Genomic DNA, 24632 nt, shown 5'->3' with positions numbered 1-24632 from the left:
GAGTCAACCAAGAACTCGTCTCCGGGGAGATCACGGCATAAGCCGTAAAGCCATTGCGCAGGGAAGGCCGGGTGTTCTCCGCTGCCCTGTATGCTCGTGTGCAGCCTACTTAGTGCAAACCGCACACGGGACCGCGGGTGCAGCGCGCACCCGGTCTTCCCTGCGCCCTCTTGATGAGAGGGCAAGGAATTTCTGGCAAAGCTCGGGCGCTGTGCGTCGCGAGAATGCGAAACTGCGTTTAGACCACGCTGCAACAACAAACACCGCCGTCGTCCCGGCGAAGGCCGGGACCCATACGCCGCGGCGGTTGTTGTTTCGCACGATAGTCGACGGCTTTTTTCAACAACAGATGACCGGGGTTATGGGTCCCGGCGTTCGCCGGGACGACACCTGTAACTATGCGACGCTTACAGCAGATCCCCGCCCACAGCACTCGCCGTCGTGCCATGCTCGCGGAACGCCTTGATGACGTTCTTGCCGATCTTCCACCGGTGCACCTCGTCCGGACCGTCGACCAGCCGCTGCGAGCGCACCTGCGTGTACCATTTGGCGAGCGGCGTATCCTGGCTGAAGCCGAGCGCGCCGTGGAGCTGGATCGCGGTGTCGATCACCTTGTGCACCATGTGCGCATGGTAGACCTTGGCGATCGAGTTCTCCTGCCGGATATCGAGGCCCTTCTCCGCCTTGTAGGCGATATGGAGGAGCATGAGCCGGCCGATATAGAGTTGCTCGGCGCAGTCGGCGAGCATGAACTGCACGGCCTGCCGGTCGGCGAGCAGCTGACCGAAGGTCGAGCGCTTGGTGATGTGGCCGACGGCCATGTCGAGCGCGCGCTGCGCCTTGGCGACGTTGTGCATGCCGTGACGCAGGCGGCCATAGGCCAGCCGATGCTGGCCCATATTGAAACCGTTGCCTTCGCCGCCGAGCAGGTTGTCGGCCGGCACTTTCAAATCCCTGATCTCGATCTCGGCGTGGCCGCCATGGATCGCGTCGGCATGCGGTCCCTCGATCGCCATGTTGGCGACGTTGCGCTTGATCTTGTAGCCGGGGTTCGGCAGTTCGACGATGAAAGTCGAGTGCTGCTTGTGACGCGGCGCGTTCGGATCGGTTCTGGCGACCACCAGCGCCATGTCGGCGACGCTGGCCGAGGACGAAAACCATTTCTCGCCGTTGAGGATGTAGTTCTCGTTGCCGTCCTTCACCGCCGTGGTCTGCATGCCGGTGGCGTCGGCGCCGGCGGCCTTCTCGGTCATCGAGAAGCAGATGCGCTTGTCGCCGTTGAGCAGGGGTTTAAGGAACTTCTCCTTCTGATATTCCGTGCCGTGGGCCAATATCGTCATCATCGAGGCGTCGTCGGGGCCCTGCGTGTTCATTGACAGCGCGCCGAGCATGCTTTCGCCGAGCTCCATCTGCACCAGCGCGTTGGCGAGGGGGCCTAAGCCCATGCCGCCATATTCCTTCGGCACCCACGGGCACCACAGGCCGCGCGCGCGGGCCTTCTTGCGCAGCGGCCCGAGCACTTCAGCGAGCGGCTTGGTATCGAGTTCCTTTTCCGCGGGGATGCACTCGTCCTGCACCCATTTACGGACCTTCTCGCGGATCGCCTTGGCTTCGGCCGGAATCTCGAAATCGATCGACATGGCACTTCCTCGCTTTTTGGTTCTTGTTGGGCAGACTTGATGAATGGCATAAACCCGGGACGTGCCAGCGGCAACGCCAAACAATGTTTAAAGCAGCGGCCCGCCGCAAAGGGAGCGCTCACCATGCCTGATCTTGCCGACCTGTTTCCCGGCTATGCTTCCGAATGGATCAACACGTCAGCGGGCCGCATTTTCGCCCGCGTCGGCGGCAAGGGGCCGCCGCTGTTGCTGCTGCACGGATTTTCGTCCACGCATGTGATGTGGCATCCGGTAGCATCACAGCTGGCTGATAAGTTCACGCTGATCATCGCCGACCTGCCGGGCTATGGCTGGTCGGACATGCCGCGCAGCGACGAACACCACACGCCCTACACCAAGCGCGCGATGGCGAAGGTGATGGTGGAGGCGATGGAGCAGCTCGGCCATGTGCATTTCGCGCTCGCCGGCCACGACCGCGGCGGGCGGGTGTCGTATCGGCTCGCGCTCGATCATCCCGGCCGGCTGTCGAAACTCGCCGTGCTCGATATCGCGCCGACCTATGACTATTGGGAGAAGCTGAACCGGCTCTCCGCGCTGAAAATTTATCATTGGGCGTTTCTTGCGCAGCCGCATCCGCTGCCGGAAACGCTGATCGACGGCCATGGCGAATTCTTCCTCCGGCAGAAGATGGCGAGCCAGACCAAGAGCCAGACGCTTGACGCCATCGACCCGCGCGCGCTGGAGCATTACCTGGCGCCGTTCCGCGATCCCGCCCGCGTGCATGCGATGTGCGAGGACTACCGCGCCGGCGCTTATGCCGACTATGAGATCGACAAGGCCGATTTCGACGCGGGCAAGAAGATCACGATTCCGATGCTCGCGCTGTGGGGCGATGCCGGCGTCGCCAGCGCCGCGACCACCCCGCTGGATACCTGGAAGAAGTGGGCGACCAATGTGCGGGGCGCGCCGGTCGACAGCGGACATTTTTTGCCGGAGGAGAATCCGGATGTGACGGCGAGGTTGTTGAAGGAGTTTTTTCTGGACCCAAAATTGTGACCCGTCATTCCGGGGCGCGAAGCGAACCCGGAATCTCGAGATTCCGGGTCTGGTCCTTCGGACCATCCCGGAATGACGGTGTTCAACCTACCTTCTCACCCTGAAAAAATCCTTCAGCAGCGTCGCCGCCTCGGTCTCGCCGACCGACGAATACACCTCCGGCACGTGATGGCAGGTCGGCTGCGCAAAGAACCGCACCCCGGAATCGACCGCACCGCCCTTCGGGTCGGCGGCGCCGTAATACAGCCGCCGGATCCGCGCAAACGAGATCGCGCCGGCGCACATCGTGCAGGGCTCGAGCGTGACATAGAGGTCGCAATCGACCAGCCGTTCGGTCCCGATGGCCTCCGCGGCCTGCCGGATCGCCAAAACCTCGGCATGGGCGGTCGGATCGCGGTCGGTCAGGGTCCGGTTGCCGGCGGTGGCGATGACCTCATAACCCCGGACAATGACGCATCCGATCGGAACTTCGCCCGCCTTGGCGGCATTTTTGGCCGTTTTGAGCGCCAAATCCATGAAAGAAGGGGCAGTCATCCCTCGTATCATCGGAAGAAACCTGCTACTAGAAGCGCCTTCAGCAAACGTGGATACCGGTTTTGCGTGAGATTGCGCCTTGAGCCAAGTGCGCGCGCGTTACCGCTATGACAGCCGATCCACATCCGCCTGATCGCCATTTCAGCTACGAACGAGAGACTATTCATGCCCCGCGACAACGACAAAGACAACGATTCCCGCGGCCGGCGTGATCGCCCCGGCAGCGGGCGCCCCTCAGGCGACGGCAAGGGCCGCGCCGGCGGCAAGGGCCGTTCGGGCGCGGCCAGGGGACCGGAGAAGAAATTCGCCAAGCGCGGTTTTGCCGGCAAGGGTGACGGTGACAAGCGCGACGGCGAGCGGCGTCCCTATGCCGGCAAGCCAGACGGCGCGCGATCGTTCGACAAGAAGCCTTATGCCGGCGGGGCTAAGCCCTACGCCGGCAAGCGCGACGGCGATCGTCCGCCGCGCCGCGATTTCGACGCGCCGCGCCCGCCGCGTGGCGACCGGCCGTTCCGCGATCGCAGCGAGGGCGGCGATCGTCCGCAGCGTTTCAACCAGGATGACCGTCCCCGTGGCGACCGGCCGTTTTCCAGCCGTCCGTCCCGTGGTGACGACGGCGAAAAGCGTTCGTTCAAGCCGCGCGAGGATCGCGGTGGTGAGAAGCGCCCCTACACGCCGCGCGGCGATCGCCCGAACTTCAATCGCGACGACCGTCCGCCGCGCCGGGACCGCGAGGGCGGCCCTCGGGACCGTGACGATGCGCGTCCGGCGGCGCGATTCGGCGAAAAGAAATTCGGCGAGAAGCGTCCCTACACTCCGCGTGGCGAAGGCGCCGGCGAGAAGCGGCCGTATACGCCGCGTGGCGAAGGTTTCCGCAAGGACGGCGACCGTCCCCGCGGCGATCGTCCGGAGCGCAAATTTGGCGGCGACAAGAAATTCTCCTCGCGTGGCGCGCCCGACCGCGGCCCGCGCAAGAGCTTCGGCAGCCGCCCAGCTGGTGGCCGGGATCGCGATGCGGGCGATCGCGGCGATTCCAAGCCGTGGCAGAAGCGCGAGGATCGTGGCGAGCGCGATGCGCGTCCCGCCCGCGACGGCGCGCGCAGTTTCGACAAGCCGCGCTTCGACCGTTCCCGCGACGACCGCGGCGGTGACGAGCGTCCGCGCTTCTCGCGTTCGCGCGAGGATCGTCCCGCCGGTGATCGTCCGAAGTTCGACCGGCCGCGTCAACGGCCCGAGGGCCGCACCGACTGGCAGGAGCATCCGCGCAGCGAGCCGGGTGACGAACGTCCGCGCCGCGAGAACGAGGACGACAGCAGGATTTTTGCAAAACGTCCGGCGTTCGGTGGCCGTGGCGCTTATCGTGAGCGCAAGACCGAATTCGAAAAGCGCGGGCCGCAGCCGCCGAAGGTCAAGAAGTCAGGTGAGCGCATCGCCAAGGTGGTGTCGCGCGCCGGCCTTGCCTCGCGCCGCGACGCCGAGGAATGGATCACGCAGGGCCGCGTCAGCGTCAACGGCCGCGTCATCAATTCGCCGGCGCTCGACGTCACCGCCAATGATGTAATCACCGTCGATGGCAAGCCGTTGCCGCCGCGCGAGCGCACGCGCCTCTTCATGTTTCACAAGCCGCGCGGCCTGATGACGACGCATGCCGATCCCGAAGGGCGGCCGACGGTATTCGACAATCTGCCCGAAGGCCTGCCGCGGCTGATCTCGATCGGGCGGCTCGATTTCAATACCGAGGGCCTGCTGCTGCTGACCAATGATGGCGGGCTGGCACGCGCGCTCGAACTGCCCGACACCGGCTGGCTGCGGCGCTATCGCGTCCGCGCCCATGGCGAAGTCACGCAGGCGCAGCTTGATGAGCTGAAGAAGGGCGTCGAGGTCGACGGCGTCAAATACGGCTCGATCGACGCGACGCTGGAGCGCGACCAGGGCGCCAATGTCTGGCTGGTGTTTGCGATCCGCGAAGGCAAGAACCGCGAAGTGCGCAACGTGATGGCGCATCTCGGCCTCGAAGTGAACCGGCTGATCCGCGTCTCCTACGGGCCGTTCCAGCTCGGCGAACTCGCCGAGGGCCAGGTCGAGGAAGTCAAAACCCGCGTGCTGCGCGAGCAGCTCGGCGAGAAGATCGCTGAGTTGGCAGGCGCTGACTTCAACCGGCCGATGCCGGGCGACAAGGAGCCAACGCCTCCCAAGCCCGTGACCCAGCGAGGCGTGATCGCCGACCGCAAGGGTCGCCGCGTGCTGGTGCAGCGCACCGGCAGCGAGGAAGCCCGCGCGCGCAACGAGGAAGAGGCCAATGGCTACGGCCCGCCGCGCCGTCCGCAGCGTGGCTATCACGGCAAGCGCGATCTGAAGCCGCGGGACGAGTAGTTGGGCTATGCGTGTCGTCGGCGGACGGTTGAAGGGTCGTAATCTGGCCTCGCCCTCATCGCGCGAGATCCGCCCCACCGCGGATCGCTTGCGCGAATCCGTGTTCAACATCCTCGTCCACGCCTATGACGATCCGATCGAGGGCGCGCGCGTGCTCGACCTGTTCGCGGGCACCGGCGCGCTCGGCATCGAGGCGACCTCGCGTGGCGCATCATTCACGCTGTTCGTCGACAATGGCGCCGAGGCGCGGGCGCTCTTGCGCAACAATGTCGAGGCGCTCGGTCTTGGCGGCGTCACAAAAGTCTATCGCCGCGACGCCACCAATCTCGGCCCTGTTCATCCGATGGAGCCGTTCTCGCTGGTGTTCCTCGATCCGCCTTACGGCAAGGGACTCGCGGAAAATGCGCTGGCCTCGCTGCGCGAGGGCGGCTGGCTGACGCCGGGCGCGCTGCTGGTGGTGGAAGAGGCGAAAGCGGCGGCGTTCGCGGCACCCGAGGGATTCAAGGAACTTGAGCGGCGGGCCTATGACGATACGGAGTTCGTGTTCCTGAAGGCCGTGTGACGAAGCGTCATCCTGAGGTGCGCGGTCTTGCGCGCCTCGAAGGGTGAGCGGCAAGCACCGCCGTTAGCCATCCTTCGAGGCTCGCCGAAGAGGCTCGCACCTCAGGATGACGTCACCGTCGCCCGAACAGCTTCTCGATATCCGACAGCTTCAATTCCACATAGGTCGGGCGACCGTGATTGCACTGGCCGGAGTTCGGCGTGTCTTCCATCTCGCGGAGCAGCGCGTTCATCTCTTCCGGCTTGAGGCGGCGGCCGGCGCGGACCGAGCCGTGACAGGCCATGGTGGCGGCGACATGCATCAGCCGGCGCTCCAGAGGTAACGCCTCATCCCATTCCGCTATGTGCTCGGCGAGATCACGCAACAGGCCCGCGGCATTCGCCTTGCCGAGCAGCGACGGCGTCTCGCGCACCGCAACCGCGCCAGGGCCAAAGGAATCGATCGCCAGCCCGAACGTCGCCAGTTCCAGAGAACGATCGAGCAGCTTCTCGACCGTGGCCTCGTCGAGTTCGACGATCTCGGGAATCAGCAAGATCTGCCGCTGCACGCCGTTCTTCGCCAGTGAGGCCTTGAGCTTCTCGTAGACGATGCGCTCATGGGCGGCGTGCTGGTCCACGACGATCAGTCCATCGCGGGTCTGCGACACGATATAGGTCTCGTGGATCTGCGTGCGTGCCGCACCCAGCGGGCGATCGAGCATGTCGGCGGCGGGTTGCGCCTCGAAGCGCACATCGGCCGTCGGCGTGCCGACATCGAATGCGGCCTGTCCCGGCTCGGTGAAGGCCGGCGCCGCCGAACCGGCGAAGGAGGGCATCGGTCCTGTCGGATAGGAAGGCGAGCTTCGCCAGTCCCAATTGCTCGGGCGCGGCGCGAAGGATGGGCGGAACGAGGCGAGCGCAGCGCCATCGGTGTTCGCAGCCGTGCGCCGGCCTTCGCGCGCGAGGCCGTCCTTGAGTGCATGAACGATCAGCGCACGGACCAGGCCGGCGTTGCGGAACCTGACCTCGGTCTTGGCGGGATGCACGTTGGCATCGACTTCCTGCGGCTCCAGCGTCACGAACAGCGCCACGACCGGATGGCGGTCGCGCGGCAGATAGTCGGAATAGGCCGCGCGCACCGCGCCGAGGATCAGCTTGTCGCGCACCGGACGGCCGTTGACGAACAGATACTGTCCGAGCGCATTGGCCCGCGTCAGCGAGGGGGCGGCGGCAAAGCCTTCGACCACCACGCCGTCGCGCTCGCTGCGCACTTCGATCGCGCTGGAACGGAAATCCGCGCCGAGGATATCGCCCAGTCGCGTCAGCCGACCCGGAGCACCGGGCAGTGCTGCGGCCCAGGTCACCGGCGCGCGCTCTTCTCCGGCCAGCGTAAAGGCGATGTCGGGCCGCGCCATTGCCAGCCTTCGCACCACTTCGCGGATCGCTTCGGCTTCGGTGCGGTCGGTCTTGAGGAATTTCAGCCGCGCCGGCGTCGCAAAAAAGAGATCGCTGACCTCGACGCGGGTGCCCTGGCTCAGCGCCGCCGGCATGATCGGCGACTTCGCGCCGCCTTCGACCGATAGCGACCAGGCATGCGGCTCGCCTGCGTGCCGCGTCGTGATGCCGAGCCTTGCCACCGCGCCGATCGAGGGCAGCGCCTCGCCGCGGAATCCCAGCGTACGAATCCGCAACAGATCCTCGTCGTCGAGCTTGGAGGTGGCGTGGCGATCGACCGCCAGCGCCAGGTCGGCATGGGTCATGCCGCTGCCGTCGTCGGTGATGCCGATCCGCCGCCGGCCGCCGCCGTCGGTGAAGATATCGACCCTGGAGGCACCGGCGTCGATGGCGTTCTCGACCAGTTCCTTGACCACGCTTGCAGGCCGTTCCACCACCTCGCCGGCGGCGATGCGGTTGACGACCTGTTCTGGGAGCTGGCGGACGGGCATGGGCTTCGTTCAGGGACCGATTCTGGGCTTGCCGCATTCTAGGCTGCCGTGACGGCAAATGCATTGGACGACGACCGAATCGGTTCCCGCTGGGGATGAGCACTGACTATCACATTGAAGATGCTGATGTTCGGCGCCGCAACGCGGAGCTCGCGAGAGCTTTCGCTGTCCACGACGTGGGATTGTGAGGTCGCCTGCGCAGGTATATCGTTTAGAAAAGTTATAAACTGACGGGAGGACTGCCATGTGCCAGCTGTTCGCGCACCAGCCGCAACGCGACTACGAATCGCAGACCCGATCGCTGCGGATCGGTGGCCATTGCACCTCGATCCGGCTGGAAATGTCGTTCTGGGACACGCTGGAGGAGATCGCGGCGAAGGAGGGAATGAGCCTCGCGAAATTCCTTACCAAGCTGCACAACGAAGTCCTCGACCACCATGGCGAGGTCAATAATTTTGCGTCGCTGCTGCGGTGCTCGTGTCTGATCTATCGCTCCAGAAGTGCGGTGGCGGTGAGTGCCGCGGCGATCGCGGAGTTTGGCGGCAACGCGCCCGTCATTCTCGACGCGGCCGAGTAGAGTTCACGCACTTCAAATGGAATGCGGCCCTGTCCGGGACAGGGCCGCATTGTTATTCGCGCAGCTAGATTTCCTTGCGTTGCATCGCGCCTGCGATGTGATCCGCCTGCCGGATCGCCAATGAGACGATCGTCAGCGTCGGATTGCAGGCAGCTCCGCTGGTGAACTGGCTGCCGTCGGAAATGAACAGATTCTTGATGTCGTGCGTCCGGCCGAACTTGTTGACCACGCCATCCCTTGGCTTCTCGCTCATCCGGTTGGTGCCCAGATTGTGGGTGCTGGGATAGGGCGGCGTCGGGTAGGTCACCGTGGCGCCGATCGCCTCGTAGACGGCGGCGCCCTGCTTGTAGGCGTGATTGCGCATCGCGATGTCGTTGGGATGGTCGTCGAAATGCACACTCGCCACCGCCATGCCGAACTTGTCCTTGGCCTTGGGATCCAGCGTGATGCGGTTGGTTTCCTGCGGCATGTCCTCGCCGACCAGCCACATGCCGGCCATGCGCGGATAGGCCTCCATCGCGGCTGAGAACGGCCGTCCCCACGCGCCCGGATTGAGGAACGCCGCCATGAAGGGCACACCGATCGACAGCGTTTCCATCTCGTAACCGCCGACGAACCCACGCTTTGGATTGTTGGTAGCCTCATCCCGGATGATGCCGGCCATCGTGGTGCCGCGATACATATGCACCGACTTCTCGAACGCCGCGTAGACGCTGCCGGTCATGTGCCGCATGTAGTTGCGGCCGACCTGGCCGGACGAATTGGCAAGACCGTCGGGGAACATGGTCGATGCGCTGTTGAGCAACAGACGCGGGCTCTCGATCGAGTTGCCGGCAACCGCCACCACGCGCGCCTTCTGGCGTTGCATCGCGCCTGACGCGTCGGCATAGACGACGCCGGTCACCTTGCCCGACGCATCGTGCTCGATCTTGATCGCCATGCTGTTGGGCCGCACCTCGAGATTCCCGGTGTCTTCACCCTTTGGAATCTCGGTATAGAGCGTCGACCACTTCGCACCGGACTTGCAGCCCTGGAAGCAGAATCCGATCTGCTGGCAGGCGGCGCGCCCATCGCGGGGCTCGCTGTTGATGGCCATGTTGCCCGTATGCACGGTCTTGTAGCCGAGCTTCCTGGCGCCGGCCTCGAGTACCCTGAAATTATTGTTGCCGGGCAGGCCGGGAATGCCGTTGGTGCGCGTCACGCCCATCTTGTCTTCGGCCTTGGCGTACCATGGCTCCATTTCGGCGAGCGTGATCGGCCAATCCAGCAGGTTCGCGCCGGGCAATCCGCCATAGGTCGTCTTCACCTTGAATTCGTGCTCGTCGAAACGCAGCGACGCCCCGGCCCAATGGGTCGTCGAGCCACCGACGGCCTTGACGATCCAGGCCGGCAGGTTGGTGAAGTCCTTGGCGACCCGCCAGCTTCCCGACGTGGTGCGCATGTCGGTCCATGCGAGCTGGGTAAAGCTCTCCCATTCGTCGTTGACGAAGTCATGGTTCTCGATGCGGGCGCCGGCTTCGAGGATCACGACCTTGACTCCCTTCTGTGCAAGTTCATTGCCCAGCGTTCCGCCGCCGGCGCCTGAGCCCACGATCACCACCACGCCGCTGTCATTCAGATCGAATTTTGCCATTTGGATTTCCTCCTCACCGCTGTTTGTTGAGTTGCCTGGGCCTAGACCTTCGGCAGCCAGTCGATGTCGGCGAAGCCACGTTTGATGTAGCCGCCGTGCTCCGCGGAGGAACCTTCGTAACCGAACTTCGGCCACAGCTCTTTTTGGTTGTAGAGCGAGACGACGAGGTCGCCACGAATCTTCTGGAAGAATGCGGTCTGCTCGATCCGCTGCAGCAACACCACGCGGTCCGCTTCCCAGGGCACCTGGGCATAGGCAACCTTGTGTCGGTCGTTGGCGTCCTGATCCAGCCTCGTGACGCCGTCATTGATCAGCGACTTCACCGCCGGGTCCTTCGCCGCCTTGCCGTCCCATGGCTTGATCGCGGTGATGTAATAGCTGTCGCCGAGAAAATCGTGCGGATAGATATCGCGCGCCATCTTGACCAGCGTCTTGAGTGTCGCAGGGGTCAACGACGTGGCGTCGTCGGCCCAGGCTTCCCCAATGCCGAGACCCGTGCTGGTCGCAATCGCAACGGCTGGTACCGCAGTTGCCGCGCCTTGGAGAAAGATGCGGCGATTGTATTTGCTTCGACGATCGACTTCTCTCATGGGTTCCTCCATTGAACGTTTATTGATTGCGACTAACCGAAGCGGCCACCCCGCTGGATCACTTCGATTTTGTAACCGTCGGGGTCGGCGACGAAGAAGAAGCGCGCCAGCGTCCGGCCGTCATGCTTGAAGTCGCGCAACGGTCCGGGAGATAATTTCTCTCGTTCAAACCTGACGTGTTCGGCATCGACGTCGTCGACGACAACGGCGAGATGGCCGTAGCCATCGCCGAGGGAGTAGGGCTCCTTGCGATCGTAATTGACGGTCAGTTCGACCTCGAAGGGCGAGGAGGGATGGCGCAGATAGATCAGCGCAAAATCCGGAAACTTGAGATGATCGGCGACTTCGAGCCCGAAGGCGCGCGCGTAAAAGTCCAGCGACTTCGCCTCGTCGAGCACGCGGATCATCGAATGAACGGGTTTTGCCATTCAGTTCAGCTCCTTTGGGCAGGCGATGATGGCCGTTCGCGTCCATAGAATTTAGGTCGCTGTCCGGAAGCGGTGGTAGTAGCGGGCTGTTTCACGGCAGAACAAAAGCGGCCATGCTGCGGGTCGGGTTCCAGCAACGGGCGAGATCGGGGCGCTAAAAAAACTTGCCGGTCGGCGAACCGAAAGCCCGGCGGGGCGGCTCTATGACACGAGAACGCATGAGTTCTCTCGTGAAATCAAAGGAGCTAGAATGTTCTATCGCAAGAATCTGCCGGGCTGGGAGCGGGCCATGCGGACCGCCGGGGGCATCATGATGATCGCGTACGGGCTGCTGGCGATGTCAGGCGCGACATCAGGCTATTTGATCGCCGGCGCCGGAGCCGTTGCGATCACGACCGGATTCTTCGGATTCTGCCCGATGTGCGCCATGGTCGGCCGCCGGCTGCCCTCGCCATGAAAGCGCTTGTCCGAACCAGCCGCTGCGATCCCGGACTGATCGAGGCGGCGCGGGGCGGGGACGCCGATGCGCTGGTGTCGCTGATATCAGCGGCGCAGCCCGATATCCGTCGCTACGCGGCGCGCAATTGCCGCGCAGCCGACATCGACGATGCGGTTCAGGAAACGCTGCTGCTGCTGTACCGGCGCGTCGGAACACTGCGGGCGGTGACGTCGTTCTCGGCGTGGCTGTTCGCGGTCGCGCGGCGCGCCTGTCTGCGGCTCTTGCGCCGGTCGATCGGAATGACCGACGCGACGGCGGAAGACACTGAAACGCGTCTGGCGCATTGGCGTCCCGAAGACCTTCGCATCGATCTTTCGCGCGCCATCCAGTCGCTGCCCGAGCATTATCGCGAAGTGATCCTGCTGCGCGACATCGAGGAATTGTCGATCGACGAGATTGCCAGCGTACTCAGCCTGACCCGCGAAAGCGTCAAGGCGCGCATTCATCGCGCGCGGATCATGATCCGGGAATATTTGATTCGCGACTGACGCAACAACAGTTCCACATGCCGCATATTGGGTCGATCCGTGGCCAAGTTTTCGCGAAATTGCCCCGAAATCCCTAAACGAAGACCACACGGCGCGGATTGTCTGGCGCGTGCGCCGTTCGTGACAAATTGATCAACGCGATGAGCAGCTCCGGACGGATGGCGCATGGAACAGCAGAACCGCTCATCGCGAATCAAACCCAGGAGAACTGAATGAAGTTAGTGAAAACCTCGGCGATCGCGCTTGCCATCTCGGCCATGGTGGCCGGTCCCGTGCTGGCGCAGGGTGCCCCGTCCGATAGCAAGATCCGCGGCGGCGTGCAGGGCAAGAGCCAGATGCAGGGCGGGACGTCGGCCACCGACGACGAGGAACTCAATGCACAGCCGAGCGCGGCCGGACAGAAGGCCGCGAAGACCGGTGCGAAGGGCACGGTCGGCGCCGGCAGCGGTGCGGCCAAGGGCGCTGGCGGTGCAGCCGGCGATACCGCGACCGGCGGCAAGCGCTACTAGCAGCGCGCGCCCTTCAGCAGACTACAATTTGGAAACTCCGGTCGCGCGGCGGCCGGAGTTTTGTAGCGCGCGTCAGTCGTCGAACCGCACCGCGCCGCGCTTCGACTTGACGTCGCTGCGGCTCTTCTTGCCTTCCAGCCGCCGCTGCTTCGAGCCGAAGGTGGGCTTGGTCGCGCGCCGCGGCACCGGCCTCACCATGGCTTCGCGCAACAGTTCGAGCAGGCGGTCGATGGCGTCGGCGCGGTTGCGCTCCTGGGTGCGGAAGCGCTGGGCGTGGATCACGATCACGCCTTCCTTGGTCATGCGCTGGCCGGCGAGCCGGTTGAGCCGTAGAGCGGCGTCTTCCGGCAGCGTGATCTTGCGCGTGTCGAAACGCAATTGCGCGGCGGTCGAGAGCTTGTTGACATTCTGCCCGCCCGGACCCGAAGCGCGGACGAAGACGATCTCGATGTCGTTTTCGTCGATCGTGAGGTCGCGGGAAATCCGCAGCATGGCGTCACCGGGAAGGAAGAGGGAATCGGTGGGCACAAGATAGCGGTTTTGCGCGCGGCGCTGAAGGAAGATGCGTTCGCTGCCCTGGGGTGCCGCCTCGGCTAACCGAGGCGGCGTCAATTCTTCATCGCCAACGGCGGAAGTGCCTTATCTTTTGGTCCCGCCCGGTTGGCCGGTTATGGATTGGGTGCCGCCACCCTTCGCGCCTCCGCCCCCGCCCATGCGGTCGCTGGTGTTCGACTTGCTGCTCTTGACAGTGGTTGCCCGCGCGACCGGCTCTTGCGATGTCGTCGGCCCCTTCTTTTCCACCGCGAAGCCGGCCGTGGTTGTGACGAGCATGAGCAAGCTGCCGCATAGCAGCGGTCCGATCCAACGAATTGTCATGATGTTCGCTCCCTGGAATCGGTCGCCGCATAGGCACCGATGCCGCAGCGACCCTATACCTGCGGAGCCTGTCCACCTACCTCCAAACAGACGCCTACCGGCTGTTTCGACCCAACCGCGTCCGGGACAGGAATCTCTGTGTGAGGCAGGCTCTAGTTCGCTTTCGGCGGCGGCGCAGCAACGGCCGGCTGGGCGGCGGCTTGCGGGGCGCGGCCGACGATCACGGTGAGCAGGCCCTTGCCCCACAGCAGCTGTGCGGCCTTTTTGGCGTCGTCGAGCGTCACGGCGTCGACGAGGGCGTTGCGCCGCTCGATGTAATCGATCGGAAGCTTGTCGAGCTGGTATTGCAGCAGCGCCGCGGCGAGCTTCGAGGAGGTGTCGAGCGCCAGCATCTGCGAGCCCTTCAGATAGGACTTGGCCTCGTCCAGTTCCTTCTGGGTCGGGCCGTCCTCGGCGATACGGCGGATCTCCTTTTCAATGGCGTCGACGGTTTCACCGGCGCGGTCGGCGCGGGTGCCGGTATTGCCTACGAACAAGGCGGAGCGGTCCATCCAGAGCAGGGATTCAGAAATCGAATAAGCCAGCCCGCGTTTTTCGCGGACTTCCCGGTAAAGCCGCGACGATGATCCGCCACCGAGGATGTGGTTCACGACATAGCCGGCCATGAAATCCGGATCGTGGCGGCGGATGCCGGGGCCGCCGAACATGACCACGGTCTGCGGCACGTCGAGCGGAACGAAGGCGCGCTGCGGCGGCTGGGCAGCCTGGATTTCGGCGACCGGCGTCAGGCTTGCTTTGGCCGGCAATCCGCCGAACGTCTTGTCCAGGAGTTTGCCGAGCGTGTCGGCGTCGACATCGCCGACCACGGATATCCGCAATGTGTCTTTGGCGATGATGCGGCCAGCATAGGCCTTCATGTCTGACACGTCGATCTTGGGCACGCTGTCCAGCGTGCCGTTGGACGGGCGGCCATAGGGATGATCGCCGAACGCGACTTCCAGGAACTTGCGGCTCGCCAGCGAGGAGGGGTTGGTGGTCTCGCGCCGCAGACTGGAGATCACCTGCGCGCGGATGCGCTCGACGTCGGCGGCGTCGAAACGCGCCGAGGTCAATGCCAGCTGCAGCAGGTTGAAGGCTTCGTCCTTGTTGTCCTTGAGCATGCGCAGCGAGCCGCGGAAATAATCCCGCGTCGATGAGAAGCTGAGCTCGATGGCGCGCCGGTCAAGCCGCTCGTGAAAGGTCTTGGAGTCGAGGTCGGCAGCACCTTCGTCGAGCAGACCGGCGACCAGATTGCCGGTGCCGGGCTTATCGGCCGGGTCCTGGCTCGAGCCGCCGCGGAAGGCATATTCCATCGCGATCAGGGGCACGGTGGCGTCCTGCACGAACCAGGCTTCAATGCCGCCGGGTGACACCAGGCGCTGGATTTTCGCGGCGGCGTGCGATGGTGCCGGGGTCAGCAACAGCAGTGTCGCGAGGGCGGCGATGGTTGACGTGAAGCGCCGAGCGCCAATCGAAAAATGGATCACGAGCGCTTCTCCTCGCGTTTCGGCGTGGGGTCCTTGATCAGGTAACCCGTCACCGAACGCTTCTTGTCGAGCCATTTATGGGCGGCGTCACGGACCTGTTCGGCGGTAACGGCGCGGATGCGATCAGGCCAGCTGCGGATGTCCTCGATGCTCAGGCCCGTGGTGAGCGCGCCGCCATACCAGCGCGCCAGCGTCGCCTGATTGTCCTGCGCGTAGATCGCCTCCGCGATCAGCTGGGTCTTGACCCGTTCGATATCCTCGGCGCGGGCGGGATTTTGGATGACGTCCGTTATCACGTCGTCGATCGCCTGCTCGACTGCCGAGAACTCCACGCCGGGTTTCGGCGAGACCGAGATCGAGAATTGCGACGGATCGAGCGAGGTGCCCTGATAGCCGGCACCGGCGTTGATCGCGAGCGGGCGGTCGATCACCAGCGCGCGGTAGAGATAGGAGTTGGAGCCGCCGCCCATCAGTTGCGCAAGCACGTCGAGCGCCGGGCTTTCGCCGGCGGCCGCGGTCGTCGAGGAGGGAACGAGGTAATAGCGCCGCAGGCCGGGCTGTTCGACGCGCGGATCGGACAGCGTCACGGTGCGCGGTGCGGCGGGTGCCGGCTCCTGCGGACGAATGCGCTGCGCGGGAATCGCCGGCTGTGCAGGCACCGCGCCATAGGCGTGCTCCACCATCGGGCGGACCTCCTTGGCGTCGACATCGCCGGCGATTACGAGGGTGGCGTTGTTCGGCGCGTAGAAGCGCTTGTAGAACGCCAGCGCGTCCTCGCGGTCGAGCTTCTCGATCTCCTGTCGCCACCCGATCACGGGGCGGCCATAGGGATGGTTGAGATACAGCGCGGCCATCATCTGTTCGTTCAGCCGCGCGTCCGGGTTGTTGGCGACCCGCATGTTGTATTCCTCGAGCACGACGTCGCGCTCGGGCAGAACATTTTCGTCCTTCAGAATGAGGCCGGTCATGCGGTCGGCCTCGAATTCCATCATCCGGCCGAGCTGGTCGCGCGGCACGCGCTGGAAATAGCCGGTATAGTCGACCGAGGTGAAGGCGTTTTCGTTGCCGCCGATCCGGCGCACGGTTTCGGAGAATTCACCGGCGGGATGCTTGGCGGTGCCCTTGAACATCAAATGCTCGAGGAAATGCGCCAGTCCCGATTTGCCCGGCGTCTCGTCGGCGGAGCCGACCTTGTACCAGATCATCTGCGTCACGACGGGGGTGCGGTGATCGGGGATTACCACCACCTGCAGGCCGTTGCCGAGCGTGAAGCTGGCGGGTCGCTCCGACGTCACCGTGGTCTGGGCCCGCGCGCCGCTGCTGGAAAAGGCGATTGTCGAAATCAAAACGGCAGCGAGCGAAACGGCAAAGCGATGTGGGGACATCATGACCTATCTGGAAGCCCGAACCCAAGCGTTCGGGACAAAGCCGCGGCATCGTATACCGCGGGTACCACGCCTGATGTCACGATGCAGAGAGCAAAGCGCCTGACGGTACCAACAGCGGTCCTCACCGGTGAGGGCGCGGAGCCGAAATTGGCGTCAGCGTTCCTTGCCCGTCATGACGTCGTAGTTCTTGTTCAGCGATTCCTTGGGCCCGGTGCCGTAGGCATAGTTCGGCGAGGGCGTCTGGTACCCAGCCGGAGGCTCGACCAGCGACTGCCGCGGCGGCTCGCCCTTGAACTCCGCCGTCTCGGACTTGTTGCCTTTGAACATGCCAAACAAGCCGCCTTCATAGCCGAGCTGCGATGGGCTCAGCAGTGGGTTGTTTTGGTTGGTGCCCGGCTGAACCGGATCGTTGTTGGTGCGGACGGGCGCGCTGGTCCTGCCGACATTGAGTTCGGATGGCGTCAGGGCACGGGCCGACAGGGCAGGATCCTTGTTGTCTTTCTTGCGGGCCGCGATCGCAGCCTTGCGGCGCGCCTCGTCCGGATCCTTTGGCCAGTTCGGCGCGTTCGCTGCGGCCGAGGAGCCGGCCGGCTGCGGCAGATCGAGTTTCGGGGGCACCACCAGCGGGGAACGCTCGCGGTATTCGATGCCCCTGTTTTCCATGTTCGTGCCGCCGAGGCCGCTCATGATGTTGCCGATGATCTTTTCCTCGAAGGTCCTGTCGTCTTCGTCATCGTCATCGGCCGCGCGCACCGGACCGGCGGCCATCACGAGGCCGACGCCCAGGGCAATGGCGGCGAACCGCATCGCCCGCGTCAGCGAGGTTGTCTGCACCATCCAGAAGCTGGCTTCGGTCTCGCGCATTGCGCTCGTTCCCATTCAAATTTCCGCAAAACTTGCCGGGCTGGCCTTGCGACGCAATCCCGAGTTTGCACGGCAATATTACCGCCAAGGAGCCGCCAACGGCCCGTATCGACCGGGATCAGGGCGCTTTTGCGGCGGTTACCCCCAGGAAGGAATCATACAATAGGGCTGCTACCCCGGCAACAATGGCCACATCCGCAAGGTTAAACACATACCAATTGAAGGTATTTCCCCCGATCTGGACGTGGAAAAGAGCAAAATCGAACACGGCGCCATAGGCGATCCGGTCGATGGCGTTGCCAATAGCCCCGCCGATGATCAGGCCGAGCGCCACGGTGGCCAGCCAATTGCGCGAGTGCGCCATCCAGACCGCCAGAACGACCACGGCCACCGCCTTGATCGCGGTCAGGATGGCCTGGGCCAGGAAGCCGTCGTTCTGGAACCAGCCGAAGCTGATCCCGACATTCCAGGCCAGCACCAGATCGAAAAACGGCGTCACTTTCACCGCTCCCCTCCGGCCGATATCGAACACGAACAGCAGCCAGAGTTTCGAGGCCTGGTCGAGCACCAGGGCTGCGACGGCGGCGATGATCCCGGGGCGGAGGTGAGGGCTCATGGCACAACGGCCGCGATAGGAATCGGTGTCGTCCCCGCGAACGCGGGGACCCATACGCCGGGAAGTTTCGGGTCGGAAAGATTGCTAGTCATCTTCCTTTGTCTACTACGGACGTCGGTGGTTATGGGTCCCTGCGTTCGCAGGGACGACGATAGAGTTTACACCGCCACTCCCAGCGCTTTCCACTCCCGCAGCGCCTGCGCGTCGCGCGGCGAGACATCGGGATATTCGGCGTCCTCGCCCACGGTCGGCAGGATCTTCCACGACCGCGCGCATTTGGTGCCGACGGCCTTTTCGACAACGACCGCGACGCCGGGAACGTCGGCGAGGGTGAAGGCCGCGGCTGGCGCGTCGTCGTTGGTCACCATCGCGTTCGAGGTGATACACACTTCGGCCAGATCGACGTCGAACAGCGTGTTGAAGATCGCCTTGTCCGACACATAGACCAGGGGCGAAGCTTCCAGCGACGAGCCGATGTTCTTGGCGGCGCGTTCGAGTTCGAGTGCGCCGGTGACGACGCGTCTGACGTCGCGGATGGTTTCCCATTTCGCGGCCAGAGCATCGTCACGGAATGAACCCAGATCCGTCGGGAACAGTGTCAGGTGCACCGACGGCGCGGCGCCCGGCCGGTACATCCGCCAGGCTTCGTCGGTCGTGAAGCTCAACACCGGCGCCAGCCATTTCAGGATCGCGTCGCAGATGATGTCGATCGCGGTCAGCGCCGCCTTGCGCACCGGCGAGGACGGCGCATCGCAATACAGCGCGTCTTTCCGGATGTCGAAATAGAACGCCGACAATTCGGTGTTCATGAACGCCGACAGGCTGGCGACAACCGTCTTGTAATCGAACTCGGCATAGGCCTGCCGCACGATCGCGGCTTGTCCCGCCAGTTGATGCAGCATCAGCCGCTCGAGTTCCGGCATCTCCTCATGCGCGACCGCGTCATCGGGGTTGAAGTGGTGCAGCGTGCCGAGCATCCAGCGGATCGAGTTGCGCAGCTTCTTGTAGGTCTCGATGGTATTTTTCAGGATTTCCGGCCCGATGCGCTGGTCGTCGGCATAGTCGGTCGAACAGACCCAGAGCCGCAGGATATCGGCGCCGGAATCCTTCATCACCTTCTGCGGCTCGACGGTGTTGCCGAGCGATTTCGACATCTTGCGGCCGTTCTCGTCCAGCGTGAAGCCGTGCGTCAGCACCACGTCGTACGGCGCGCGGCCGCGGGTGCCGCAGCTTTCCAGCAGCGAGGAATGAAACCAGCCGCGATGCTGGTCGCTGCCTTCCAGATACATCACGGTATCCTCGCCGCCATCGACCTTGCGGACGATGTTGCCGAGCGTGGGAAAATTCTGGCGGTCTTCCAGCACGAAAGCATGCGTCGAGCCGGAATCGAACCAGACGTCGCAGATGTCGTCGACCTTCTTCCAGTCTTCGTTCGCGCGGGATCCGAGAAAGCGTTCGCGGGCGCCGTCCATGTACCAGGCGTCGGCGCCTTCCTCCATGAAGGCCTCGGCGATGCGCTGGTTGACGATTTCGTCCTGCAGGATTTCAGCCGAGCCGTCGCCCTTCTCGCGCACGAACACCGCGATCGGCACGCCCCAGGCGCGCTGGCGCGAGATCACCCAGTCGGGGCGGCCGGCGATCATGCCGTTGATGCGGTTTTGCCCGGCGGGCGGCACCCATTGCGTCACCGAGATCGCATGCAGCGCGCGGGCGCGCAGCGTATCGCCGGGCTTGGCCTTGCCGTTATCAGCGATGTCCTTGTCCATCGCGATGAACCATTGCGGCGTATTGCGGAAGATCACCGGCTTCTTCGAACGCCAGGAATGCGGATACTGATGTTTGAGGCGGCCGCGTGCCAGAAGCTTGCCGTGCTCGACCAGAACCTTGATCACGGCCTCGTTGGCGTCGCCCTTTTCGCCCTTGTCGTTGATCACGCGCTTGCCGGTGAAGCCCGGGGCGTGGTCGGTGAAGGCGCCGTTCTCGTCGACGGTATAGGGGATCGCGGTGTTGATGCCGCGGCTGTCGAGTTCGCGCGCATTCGCCATCCAGGCATCGAAGTCTTCGCGGCCGTGGCCGGGCGCGGTGTGCACGAAGCCGGTACCGGTGTCGTCGGTGACGTGGTCGCCGGGCAGCAGCGGCACGGTGAATTCGTATCCGCCGCTGAAGCCTTTCAGCGGATGGGCGCATTCCACCGCGTCGAGCGTGTCGGCCGGCAGCTCGCGCACCTTCTTGTAGGCCGCAACACGCGCCTGCTTGAACACGCTCTCGGCGAGCGCGTCGGCGAGGATCAGGAGGTCGCCGTTCCTGGCCCAATTGTCCGCGGGCGCGTCGGTGACCTCAAACAGACCGTAGGCGATCTTCGGCGAGAAGCTGATGGCGCGGTTGCCGGGCAGCGTCCATGGCGTCGTGGTCCAGATCACGACGGACGCGTTGGCCAGCGCGCCATGCGCCGGCGAGGTCACCGGAAACTTCACCCACACCGTATCCGAGGTGTAATCCTCATATTCGACCTCGGCCTCGGCGAGCGCGGTCTTCTCCACCACGCTCCACATCACGGGCTTGGAGCCGCGATAGAGCGTGCCGTTGGCGGCGAACTTCATCAGTTCGCGCGCGATCTGGGCTTCGGCGGGATAGCTCATGGTGGCGTAGGGATGATCCCAGTCGCCGATGATGCCGAGCCGCTTGAACTCCTCGCGCTGCACGTTGAGCCAGTGCGTCGCATAGGCGCGGCATTCCTTGCGGAACGCCACCATCGCCGTGGAGTCGCGGAAGTCGGGCTTCGGCTTGCCCTTGGAGCGGTAGTTCTCTTCCTCGATCTTCCATTCGATCGGCAGGCCGTGGCAGTCCCAGCCCGGCACATAGTTGGAGTCGAAGCCGAGCATCTGCTGGCTCTTGGTCACGACGTCCTTGAGGATCTTGTTCAGCGCGTGGCCGATATGGATGTTGCCGTTGGCGTAGGGCGGGCCGTCATGCAGCACGAATTTCGGTCGCCCGTCGGCCGCCTCGCGCAGCTTCTCGTAGAGACCGATCTTGTTCCAGTGGTTGAGGATCTCAGGCTCGAGCTTGGGCAGGCCGGCGCGCATCGGGAATTCCGTCAGCGGCAGGAACAGGGTCTTGGAATAGTCTGGTCCTTCGGACTTATCGGACTTTTGCGGTTTTTCGGACATGAATGCTCTGGTTTGGCTGAAAAGGCGCGAGATACGCTGGTCATTCGCGGGGTAAACGGGGAAATCCCGGTCTTGCGCCGAGCCAAAGCTCAGGCGGAAGCCGGGCCGCTAATGGGGATGGTGCGCCGCGCAAACATGGGCTTTCCATAGCAGCCGGAAGCGGAAATCGCAAAGGCCCGCAGGGCCCGCATCTCAGGACGACCGTTTCGGCCTTGCCGGGTTTCCGGTGACGGTCACTTCAGCGCCGACGTCGCGCGTGACCACGCTGCCGGCGCCGATCACCGCACCGTCGCCGATACTGACGCCGGGCAGGATAATGGCACCGCCGCCGATCCAGACGTCGCTGCCGATCCGGACCGGGCGCCCGAATTCGAGGCCTTCGCGCCGTGTCTTGGCGTCGCGGGGGTGGTCAGCCGCGTAAATCTGCACGGCGGGCCCGATCTGGGTGCGGTCGCCGATTGAGACCTCGACGACATCGAGGATGACGCAGTTGAAGTTCATGAACACGCCGTCGCCGATGCGGATATTGTAGCCGAAATCGCAGAAGAACGGCGGCCGGATCACGGCACCCTTGCCGACATGGCCGAGGCGTTCGCAGAGCAGCGCGTGCCGTTCCGACACCGGCTGTGCCAGTGCCGCATTGTAGCGCACCAGCCAGGCCTTGTTGACCGCCTGTTCGGCGCCGAGTTCGGCGTCGGGGCGATACAATTCCCCCGCGAGCATCTTTTGCTTTTCGCTTCTGCTCAATCGATCGCTCCAAGCTTCGGAAACGCATCGGGCGCGGCTGCGAGGGCCGCCCGGGCCCGGGCGCTGTCATCGTCCATCTGGCGGATCAACGCCTCGATGCCGTCGAATTTAAGTTCATCGCGGATGAAGGCGATGAAGGCGACGTCGAGCACCGAGCCATAGAGATCGCCCTTGAAGTCGAACAGGAACACTTCCAGCAGCGGCGCGCCATTGTCGAAGGTCGGGCGACGGCCGTAGCTCGCCACGCCGTTGAGCCGCACCTGATCTTTTCCTTGTCCGCGCCCGACCCGCACCGCATAGATGCCGTGCTTGAGCGCGCAATTCTTGTCGAGGCGGATGTTGGCGGTGGGATAGCCGAGATCGCGGCCGCGCTTCTCGCCATGGATCACCTCGCCGGTCGCAAACCACGGTCCGCCCAGCATCGCGGTGGCGTCGTCGATCTGGCCCTCCGCCAGCGCCATGCGGATGGCGCTGGACGACACCGGCCGCTCGGCGATGTCGACATGGGCCTGAACGTCGACCTCGATCCCGAGCCGCGGCGCCTCGCTGACCAGGAGGCTCGGCGAGCCGACGCGGCCCTTGCCGAAATGGAAGTCGTAGCCGACCGCTATGCCGCTGATGCCGAGCCGGCCGATCAGGTCATGGTGAATGAAATCTTGCGCTGACGTTCCGGCGCGGCCCTTGTCGAAGGTCATCACCACGGCGCCGGCGAGCCCGGTGCCGGCCAGCAGCCGTAGCTTGTTGGTCTCGTCCGTGAGGCGGAATTGCGGGCTGTTCGGGCTGAAAAAGCTGCGCGGATGCGGCTCGAAAGTTACCGCAAAAGCGGGTTTTCCATGGGCGCGCCCCATGTTCAGCGCAGCGGCAATCACGGCCCGGTGACCGAGATGGACGCCGTCGAAATTGCCCATGGCGACCACCGCCCCCTTGGGGATGTCGGCGGCGGGGGTGGTGTCTCGAATAACGGTAAAACCAGTTGTCATGTGACGGATTCTTGCAGGATTCTTGCGGATTAAAAAGGCATTGGGCCGCGATGCGCGCGGCCGGACCGTGACGTGGGGGCGCGGGCGAAGTCAAGCCGGACGGCTTTGGTTCAAAACCGAGGCAATCCACCCGCGCCCGATTAACGCGCTGTTTAACGCCTTGATGCTAGGGGTGGGGCGAGGACTGCGGGTCGCGCAGGCCTGCCGATATTTAGTGGCGTAAGCGTTAGTGGGGGAAGAGATGGCGGTTGATTTGTCGATGTCGGTTCTGGTGGTCGATGACTACAACACCATGATCCGGATCATCCGAAATCTTTTGAAGCAGCTCGGCTTTGAGAATATCGACGATGCCAGCGACGGTTCGGAAGCGCTGAACAAGATGCGCGGCAAGAAATACGGGCTCGTGATTTCCGACTGGAACATGGAGCCGATGACCGGCTACGACCTGCTCAAGGAAGTCCGTGCCGATCCTAACCTCGCCACCACGCCCTTCATCATGATCACGGCGGAATCCAAGACCGAGAACGTGATCGCGGCCAAGAAGGCCGGTGTGAACAATTACATCGTCAAGCCGTTCAACGCGGCGACGCTGAAGACCAAGATCGAAGCGGTCTTCCCGGACATGGCGACGGCGTAAGGCTCGCTCTTGCGCGCGGTCTCTTGACCTCTTCCCGCTTGCTCAACCGTCATCCTGAGGTGCGCGCTCTTGCGCGCCTCGAAGGATGGCTGGAGGCTCCGATCTTTCCTCATCCTTCGAGGCTCGCCGAAGAGGCTCGCACCTCAGGATGACGGCTGCCGCGGTTGAACCGCTACCACTTCAGCTCCCGCATCAGCGCCTTTGGCGGATGGCCGAACAATTCCCTGACCGAGGCCGGGTCCAGCTGGTCGATGCCTTCGAATTCCTCGGAATGGATGCCGCGGGTCACGAACAGGCAATCGATGCCGAAACCTAACGCCCCGGTGAGATCGGTGCGGACGGAATCGCCGATCGCCAGCACCCGGTCGAGCGGGGCGGCATGGCCGCGGTGCTCGGCGGCGAGCGCCATCGCGCGTTCATAAATCGGCCGGTGCGGCTTGCCGTAGAAGATCACCTCGCCGCCGAGTTCGCGATAGAGCTCGGCGATCGCGCCGGCACAATAGACCAGCCGGTCGCCGCGTTCGACGACGATATCAGGGTTGGCGCAGATCAGCGGCAGCTTGCGTTCGCGCGCCTGCAGCATCATCGCACGATAGTCTTCGGCCGATTCGGTTTCGTCGTCGAACGGTCCGGTGCAGACGATGTAATCAGCCTGTTCGAGCGGAGCCATCACCGGATCGAGGCCGCGGTAGATCGAATTGTCGCGCTCCGGACCGAGCCAGAAAACTTTCTGCCCCGGATGGTCGGCGACAAACAGCCGGGTCAGGTCGCCGGACGAGACGATCGCGTCATAGGTCTCGTCGGCGACGCCGAGCTTGCGCAATTGCCGCTGCACCGAATCGGCGGGCCGTGGCGCGTTGGTAATGAGGATGACGGTGCCGCCGCGCTGGCGGAACGTGTGCAGCGCCGCGCAGGCGACCGGAAATGCCTCGAGCCCGTTGTGCACCACGCCCCAAATATCGGAGAGGATGACTTCCACGCCATCGACGAGGTCGCTCAGGTTTTCGACGAACCGAAGTGTGGTCATGACATAGGACGC

Annotated in this window: 23 protein-coding genes; 8 read left to right on the top strand and 15 right to left on the bottom strand. The window is 64.1% G+C overall.

The features are described from left to right. Nucleotides 1-407: 407 nt before the first annotated feature. A complete protein-coding gene (locus tag JQ629_RS30945) occupies nucleotides 408-1640 on the bottom strand; it encodes an acyl-CoA dehydrogenase family protein (RefSeq protein ID WP_212415833.1) in 1233 nt (410 codons plus the stop codon). A gap of 123 nt (nucleotides 1641-1763) precedes the next feature. Between JQ629_RS30945 and JQ629_RS30940 the strand changes: the two genes are divergently transcribed. Next, nucleotides 1764-2675: an alpha/beta fold hydrolase gene (locus JQ629_RS30940; protein WP_212415832.1), complete on the top strand. Its 912-nt coding sequence runs from the start codon at nucleotides 1764-1766 to the stop codon at nucleotides 2673-2675. An 87-nt stretch (nucleotides 2676-2762) separates the two neighbouring features. Here JQ629_RS30940 and JQ629_RS30935 read toward each other — a convergent pair whose 3' ends face one another. Next, a complete protein-coding gene (locus JQ629_RS30935) occupies nucleotides 2763-3221 on the bottom strand; it encodes a nucleoside deaminase (protein ID WP_212269354.1) in 459 nt (152 codons plus the stop codon). A gap of 153 nt (nucleotides 3222-3374) precedes the next feature. Between JQ629_RS30935 and JQ629_RS30930 the strand changes: the two genes are divergently transcribed. Together JQ629_RS30930 and rsmD are read left to right on the top strand one after the other, a co-directional pair. Next, nucleotides 3375-5582, top strand: a complete 2208-nt coding sequence (locus JQ629_RS30930; protein ID WP_212415831.1) for a pseudouridine synthase — start codon at nucleotides 3375-3377, stop codon at nucleotides 5580-5582. Nucleotides 5583-5589: 7 nt separating this feature from the next. Then, nucleotides 5590-6144 carry a 16S rRNA (guanine(966)-N(2))-methyltransferase RsmD gene (gene rsmD, locus JQ629_RS30925; protein ID WP_212415830.1) on the top strand — a complete coding sequence of 185 codons (555 nt, stop codon included), beginning with the start codon at nucleotides 5590-5592 and terminating at the stop codon, nucleotides 6142-6144. Nucleotides 6145-6256: 112 nt separating this feature from the next. Here rsmD and mutL read toward each other — a convergent pair whose 3' ends face one another. Continuing rightward, nucleotides 6257-8068: a DNA mismatch repair endonuclease MutL gene (gene mutL, locus JQ629_RS30920; protein WP_212415829.1), complete on the bottom strand. Its 1812-nt coding sequence runs from the start codon at nucleotides 8066-8068 to the stop codon at nucleotides 6257-6259. A gap of 244 nt (nucleotides 8069-8312) precedes the next feature. Here mutL and JQ629_RS30915 point away from each other — a divergent pair, with 244 nt between their 5' ends. Further along, nucleotides 8313-8645: a ribbon-helix-helix domain-containing protein gene (locus JQ629_RS30915; RefSeq protein ID WP_211998548.1), complete on the top strand. Its 333-nt coding sequence runs from the start codon at nucleotides 8313-8315 to the stop codon at nucleotides 8643-8645. A gap of 64 nt (nucleotides 8646-8709) precedes the next feature. On the opposite strand, the gene JQ629_RS30910 is transcribed toward JQ629_RS30915, so the two are convergent. The 3 genes from JQ629_RS30910 to JQ629_RS30900 are packed head-to-tail and all read right to left on the bottom strand — an operon-like array spanning nucleotide 8710 to nucleotide 11296. After that, a complete protein-coding gene (locus JQ629_RS30910) occupies nucleotides 8710-10278 on the bottom strand; it encodes a GMC family oxidoreductase (RefSeq protein ID WP_212415828.1) in 1569 nt (522 codons plus the stop codon). 41 nt (nucleotides 10279-10319) lie between these two features. Further along, a complete protein-coding gene (locus JQ629_RS30905; RefSeq protein WP_211998546.1) occupies nucleotides 10320-10868 on the bottom strand; it encodes a gluconate 2-dehydrogenase subunit 3 family protein in 549 nt (182 codons plus the stop codon). 32 nt (nucleotides 10869-10900) lie between these two features. Then, nucleotides 10901-11296: a VOC family protein gene (locus tag JQ629_RS30900; protein ID WP_212415827.1), complete on the bottom strand. Its 396-nt coding sequence runs from the start codon at nucleotides 11294-11296 to the stop codon at nucleotides 10901-10903. Between the two features lie 250 nt (nucleotides 11297-11546). On the opposite strand from JQ629_RS30900, the gene JQ629_RS30895 reads away from it, so the two are divergent. The 3 genes from JQ629_RS30895 (at nucleotide 11547) to JQ629_RS30885 (ending at nucleotide 12792) form a co-directional block, all read left to right on the top strand. Beyond that, nucleotides 11547-11753, top strand: coding sequence for a YgaP family membrane protein (locus tag JQ629_RS30895; RefSeq protein WP_212415826.1), 207 nt, complete (start codon nucleotides 11547-11549; stop codon nucleotides 11751-11753). Next, on the top strand, nucleotides 11750-12283 hold the full coding sequence (locus JQ629_RS30890; RefSeq protein WP_212415825.1) for an RNA polymerase sigma factor: 534 nt from the start codon (nucleotides 11750-11752) through the stop codon (nucleotides 12281-12283). The genes JQ629_RS30895 and JQ629_RS30890 overlap by 4 nt, the downstream gene beginning before the upstream one ends. 212 nt (nucleotides 12284-12495) lie before the next feature. Next, nucleotides 12496-12792, top strand: coding sequence for a hypothetical protein (locus JQ629_RS30885; RefSeq protein WP_212415824.1), 297 nt, complete (start codon nucleotides 12496-12498; stop codon nucleotides 12790-12792). Between the two features lie 72 nt (nucleotides 12793-12864). Here the strand turns inward: JQ629_RS30885 and arfB are convergent, their stop codons facing one another. From arfB to JQ629_RS30845, 8 genes are all read right to left on the bottom strand, one after another. Continuing rightward, entirely contained in the window at nucleotides 12865-13284 is a 420-nt protein-coding gene (gene arfB / locus JQ629_RS30880; protein WP_212415823.1) for an alternative ribosome rescue aminoacyl-tRNA hydrolase ArfB, read from the bottom strand. 536 nt (nucleotides 13285-13820) lie between these two features. Next, entirely contained in the window at nucleotides 13821-15194 is a 1374-nt protein-coding gene (locus JQ629_RS30875) for a M16 family metallopeptidase (RefSeq protein WP_349631351.1), read from the bottom strand. Continuing rightward, complete coding sequence (locus tag JQ629_RS30870) at nucleotides 15191-16582, bottom strand: M16 family metallopeptidase (RefSeq protein ID WP_502753507.1); 1392 nt, start codon at nucleotides 16580-16582, stop codon at nucleotides 15191-15193. The genes JQ629_RS30875 and JQ629_RS30870 overlap by 4 nt, the downstream gene beginning before the upstream one ends. A 153-nt stretch (nucleotides 16583-16735) precedes the next feature. Further along, nucleotides 16736-17446 carry a hypothetical protein gene (locus tag JQ629_RS30865; protein WP_212415834.1) on the bottom strand — a complete coding sequence of 237 codons (711 nt, stop codon included), beginning with the start codon at nucleotides 17444-17446 and terminating at the stop codon, nucleotides 16736-16738. 118 nt (nucleotides 17447-17564) lie between these two features. After that, entirely contained in the window at nucleotides 17565-18062 is a 498-nt protein-coding gene (gene lspA / locus JQ629_RS30860; protein WP_212415820.1) for a signal peptidase II, read from the bottom strand. Between the two features lie 158 nt (nucleotides 18063-18220). Beyond that, on the bottom strand, nucleotides 18221-21229 hold the full coding sequence (ileS, locus tag JQ629_RS30855; RefSeq protein WP_212415819.1) for an isoleucine--tRNA ligase: 3009 nt from the start codon (nucleotides 21227-21229) through the stop codon (nucleotides 18221-18223). Nucleotides 21230-21421: 192 nt separating this feature from the next. Continuing rightward, nucleotides 21422-21976 (bottom strand): sugar O-acetyltransferase, encoded by a 555-nt coding sequence (locus tag JQ629_RS30850; RefSeq protein ID WP_212415818.1) that lies wholly within the window; start codon nucleotides 21974-21976, stop codon nucleotides 21422-21424. After that, nucleotides 21973-22956, bottom strand: a complete 984-nt coding sequence (locus tag JQ629_RS30845; RefSeq protein WP_212415817.1) for a bifunctional riboflavin kinase/FAD synthetase — start codon at nucleotides 22954-22956, stop codon at nucleotides 21973-21975. Before JQ629_RS30845 ends, JQ629_RS30850 begins: the two co-directional genes overlap by 4 nt. A gap of 241 nt (nucleotides 22957-23197) precedes the next feature. On the opposite strand from JQ629_RS30845, the gene JQ629_RS30840 reads away from it, so the two are divergent. Further along, the gene (locus JQ629_RS30840) at nucleotides 23198-23593 is read left to right on the top strand and encodes a response regulator (protein WP_192738834.1); all 396 of its coding nucleotides are present in this window, start codon (nucleotides 23198-23200) and stop codon (nucleotides 23591-23593) included. A gap of 172 nt (nucleotides 23594-23765) precedes the next feature. On the opposite strand, the gene JQ629_RS30835 is transcribed toward JQ629_RS30840, so the two are convergent. Then, complete coding sequence (locus JQ629_RS30835) at nucleotides 23766-24620, bottom strand: TIGR01459 family HAD-type hydrolase (RefSeq protein ID WP_212415816.1); 855 nt, start codon at nucleotides 24618-24620, stop codon at nucleotides 23766-23768. Nucleotides 24621-24632: the final 12 nt, after the last annotated feature.

Source organism: Bradyrhizobium sp. AUGA SZCCT0222, from assembly GCF_018130205.1.
Classification (GTDB): Bacteria; Pseudomonadota; Alphaproteobacteria; order Rhizobiales; family Xanthobacteraceae; genus Bradyrhizobium.
The sequence above is the reverse complement of the archived record's forward strand: the minus strand, read 5'-3'. Positions and strand labels throughout refer to the sequence as shown.

Bases quoted from the DNA above. Each gene is read 5' to 3' on its own strand.
- JQ629_RS30940 (WP_212415832.1), top strand. From the start codon at position 1,764: ATGCCTGATCTTGCCGACCTGTTTCCCGGCTATGCTTCCGAATGGATC.
- lspA (WP_212415820.1), bottom strand. From the start codon at position 18,062: ATGAGCCCTCACCTCCGCCCCGGGATCATCGCCGCCGTCGCAGCCCTG.
- JQ629_RS30895 (WP_212415826.1), top strand. From the start codon at position 11,547: ATGTTCTATCGCAAGAATCTGCCGGGCTGGGAGCGGGCCATGCGGACC.
- JQ629_RS30935 (WP_212269354.1), bottom strand. From the start codon at position 3,221: ATGATACGAGGGATGACTGCCCCTTCTTTCATGGATTTGGCGCTCAAA.
- rsmD (WP_212415830.1), top strand. From the start codon at position 5,590: ATGCGTGTCGTCGGCGGACGGTTGAAGGGTCGTAATCTGGCCTCGCCC.
- JQ629_RS30885 (WP_212415824.1), top strand. From the start codon at position 12,496: ATGAAGTTAGTGAAAACCTCGGCGATCGCGCTTGCCATCTCGGCCATG.
- JQ629_RS30915 (WP_211998548.1), top strand. From the start codon at position 8,313: ATGTGCCAGCTGTTCGCGCACCAGCCGCAACGCGACTACGAATCGCAG.
- JQ629_RS30910 (WP_212415828.1), bottom strand. From the start codon at position 10,278: ATGGCAAAATTCGATCTGAATGACAGCGGCGTGGTGGTGATCGTGGGC.
- JQ629_RS30890 (WP_212415825.1), top strand. From the start codon at position 11,750: ATGAAAGCGCTTGTCCGAACCAGCCGCTGCGATCCCGGACTGATCGAG.
- JQ629_RS30835 (WP_212415816.1), bottom strand. From the start codon at position 24,620: ATGACCACACTTCGGTTCGTCGAAAACCTGAGCGACCTCGTCGATGGC.
- JQ629_RS30870 (WP_502753507.1), bottom strand. From the start codon at position 16,582: ATGATGTCCCCACATCGCTTTGCCGTTTCGCTCGCTGCCGTTTTGATT.
- JQ629_RS30865 (WP_212415834.1), bottom strand. From the start codon at position 17,446: ATGCGCGAGACCGAAGCCAGCTTCTGGATGGTGCAGACAACCTCGCTG.
- ileS (WP_212415819.1), bottom strand. From the start codon at position 21,229: ATGTCCGAAAAACCGCAAAAGTCCGATAAGTCCGAAGGACCAGACTAT.
- JQ629_RS30905 (WP_211998546.1), bottom strand. From the start codon at position 10,868: ATGAGAGAAGTCGATCGTCGAAGCAAATACAATCGCCGCATCTTTCTC.
- JQ629_RS30840 (WP_192738834.1), top strand. From the start codon at position 23,198: ATGGCGGTTGATTTGTCGATGTCGGTTCTGGTGGTCGATGACTACAAC.
- arfB (WP_212415823.1), bottom strand. From the start codon at position 13,284: ATGCTGCGGATTTCCCGCGACCTCACGATCGACGAAAACGACATCGAG.
- JQ629_RS30945 (WP_212415833.1), bottom strand. From the start codon at position 1,640: ATGTCGATCGATTTCGAGATTCCGGCCGAAGCCAAGGCGATCCGCGAG.
- mutL (WP_212415829.1), bottom strand. From the start codon at position 8,068: ATGCCCGTCCGCCAGCTCCCAGAACAGGTCGTCAACCGCATCGCCGCC.
- JQ629_RS30930 (WP_212415831.1), top strand. From the start codon at position 3,375: ATGCCCCGCGACAACGACAAAGACAACGATTCCCGCGGCCGGCGTGAT.
- JQ629_RS30900 (WP_212415827.1), bottom strand. From the start codon at position 11,296: ATGGCAAAACCCGTTCATTCGATGATCCGCGTGCTCGACGAGGCGAAG.
- JQ629_RS30845 (WP_212415817.1), bottom strand. From the start codon at position 22,956: ATGACAACTGGTTTTACCGTTATTCGAGACACCACCCCCGCCGCCGAC.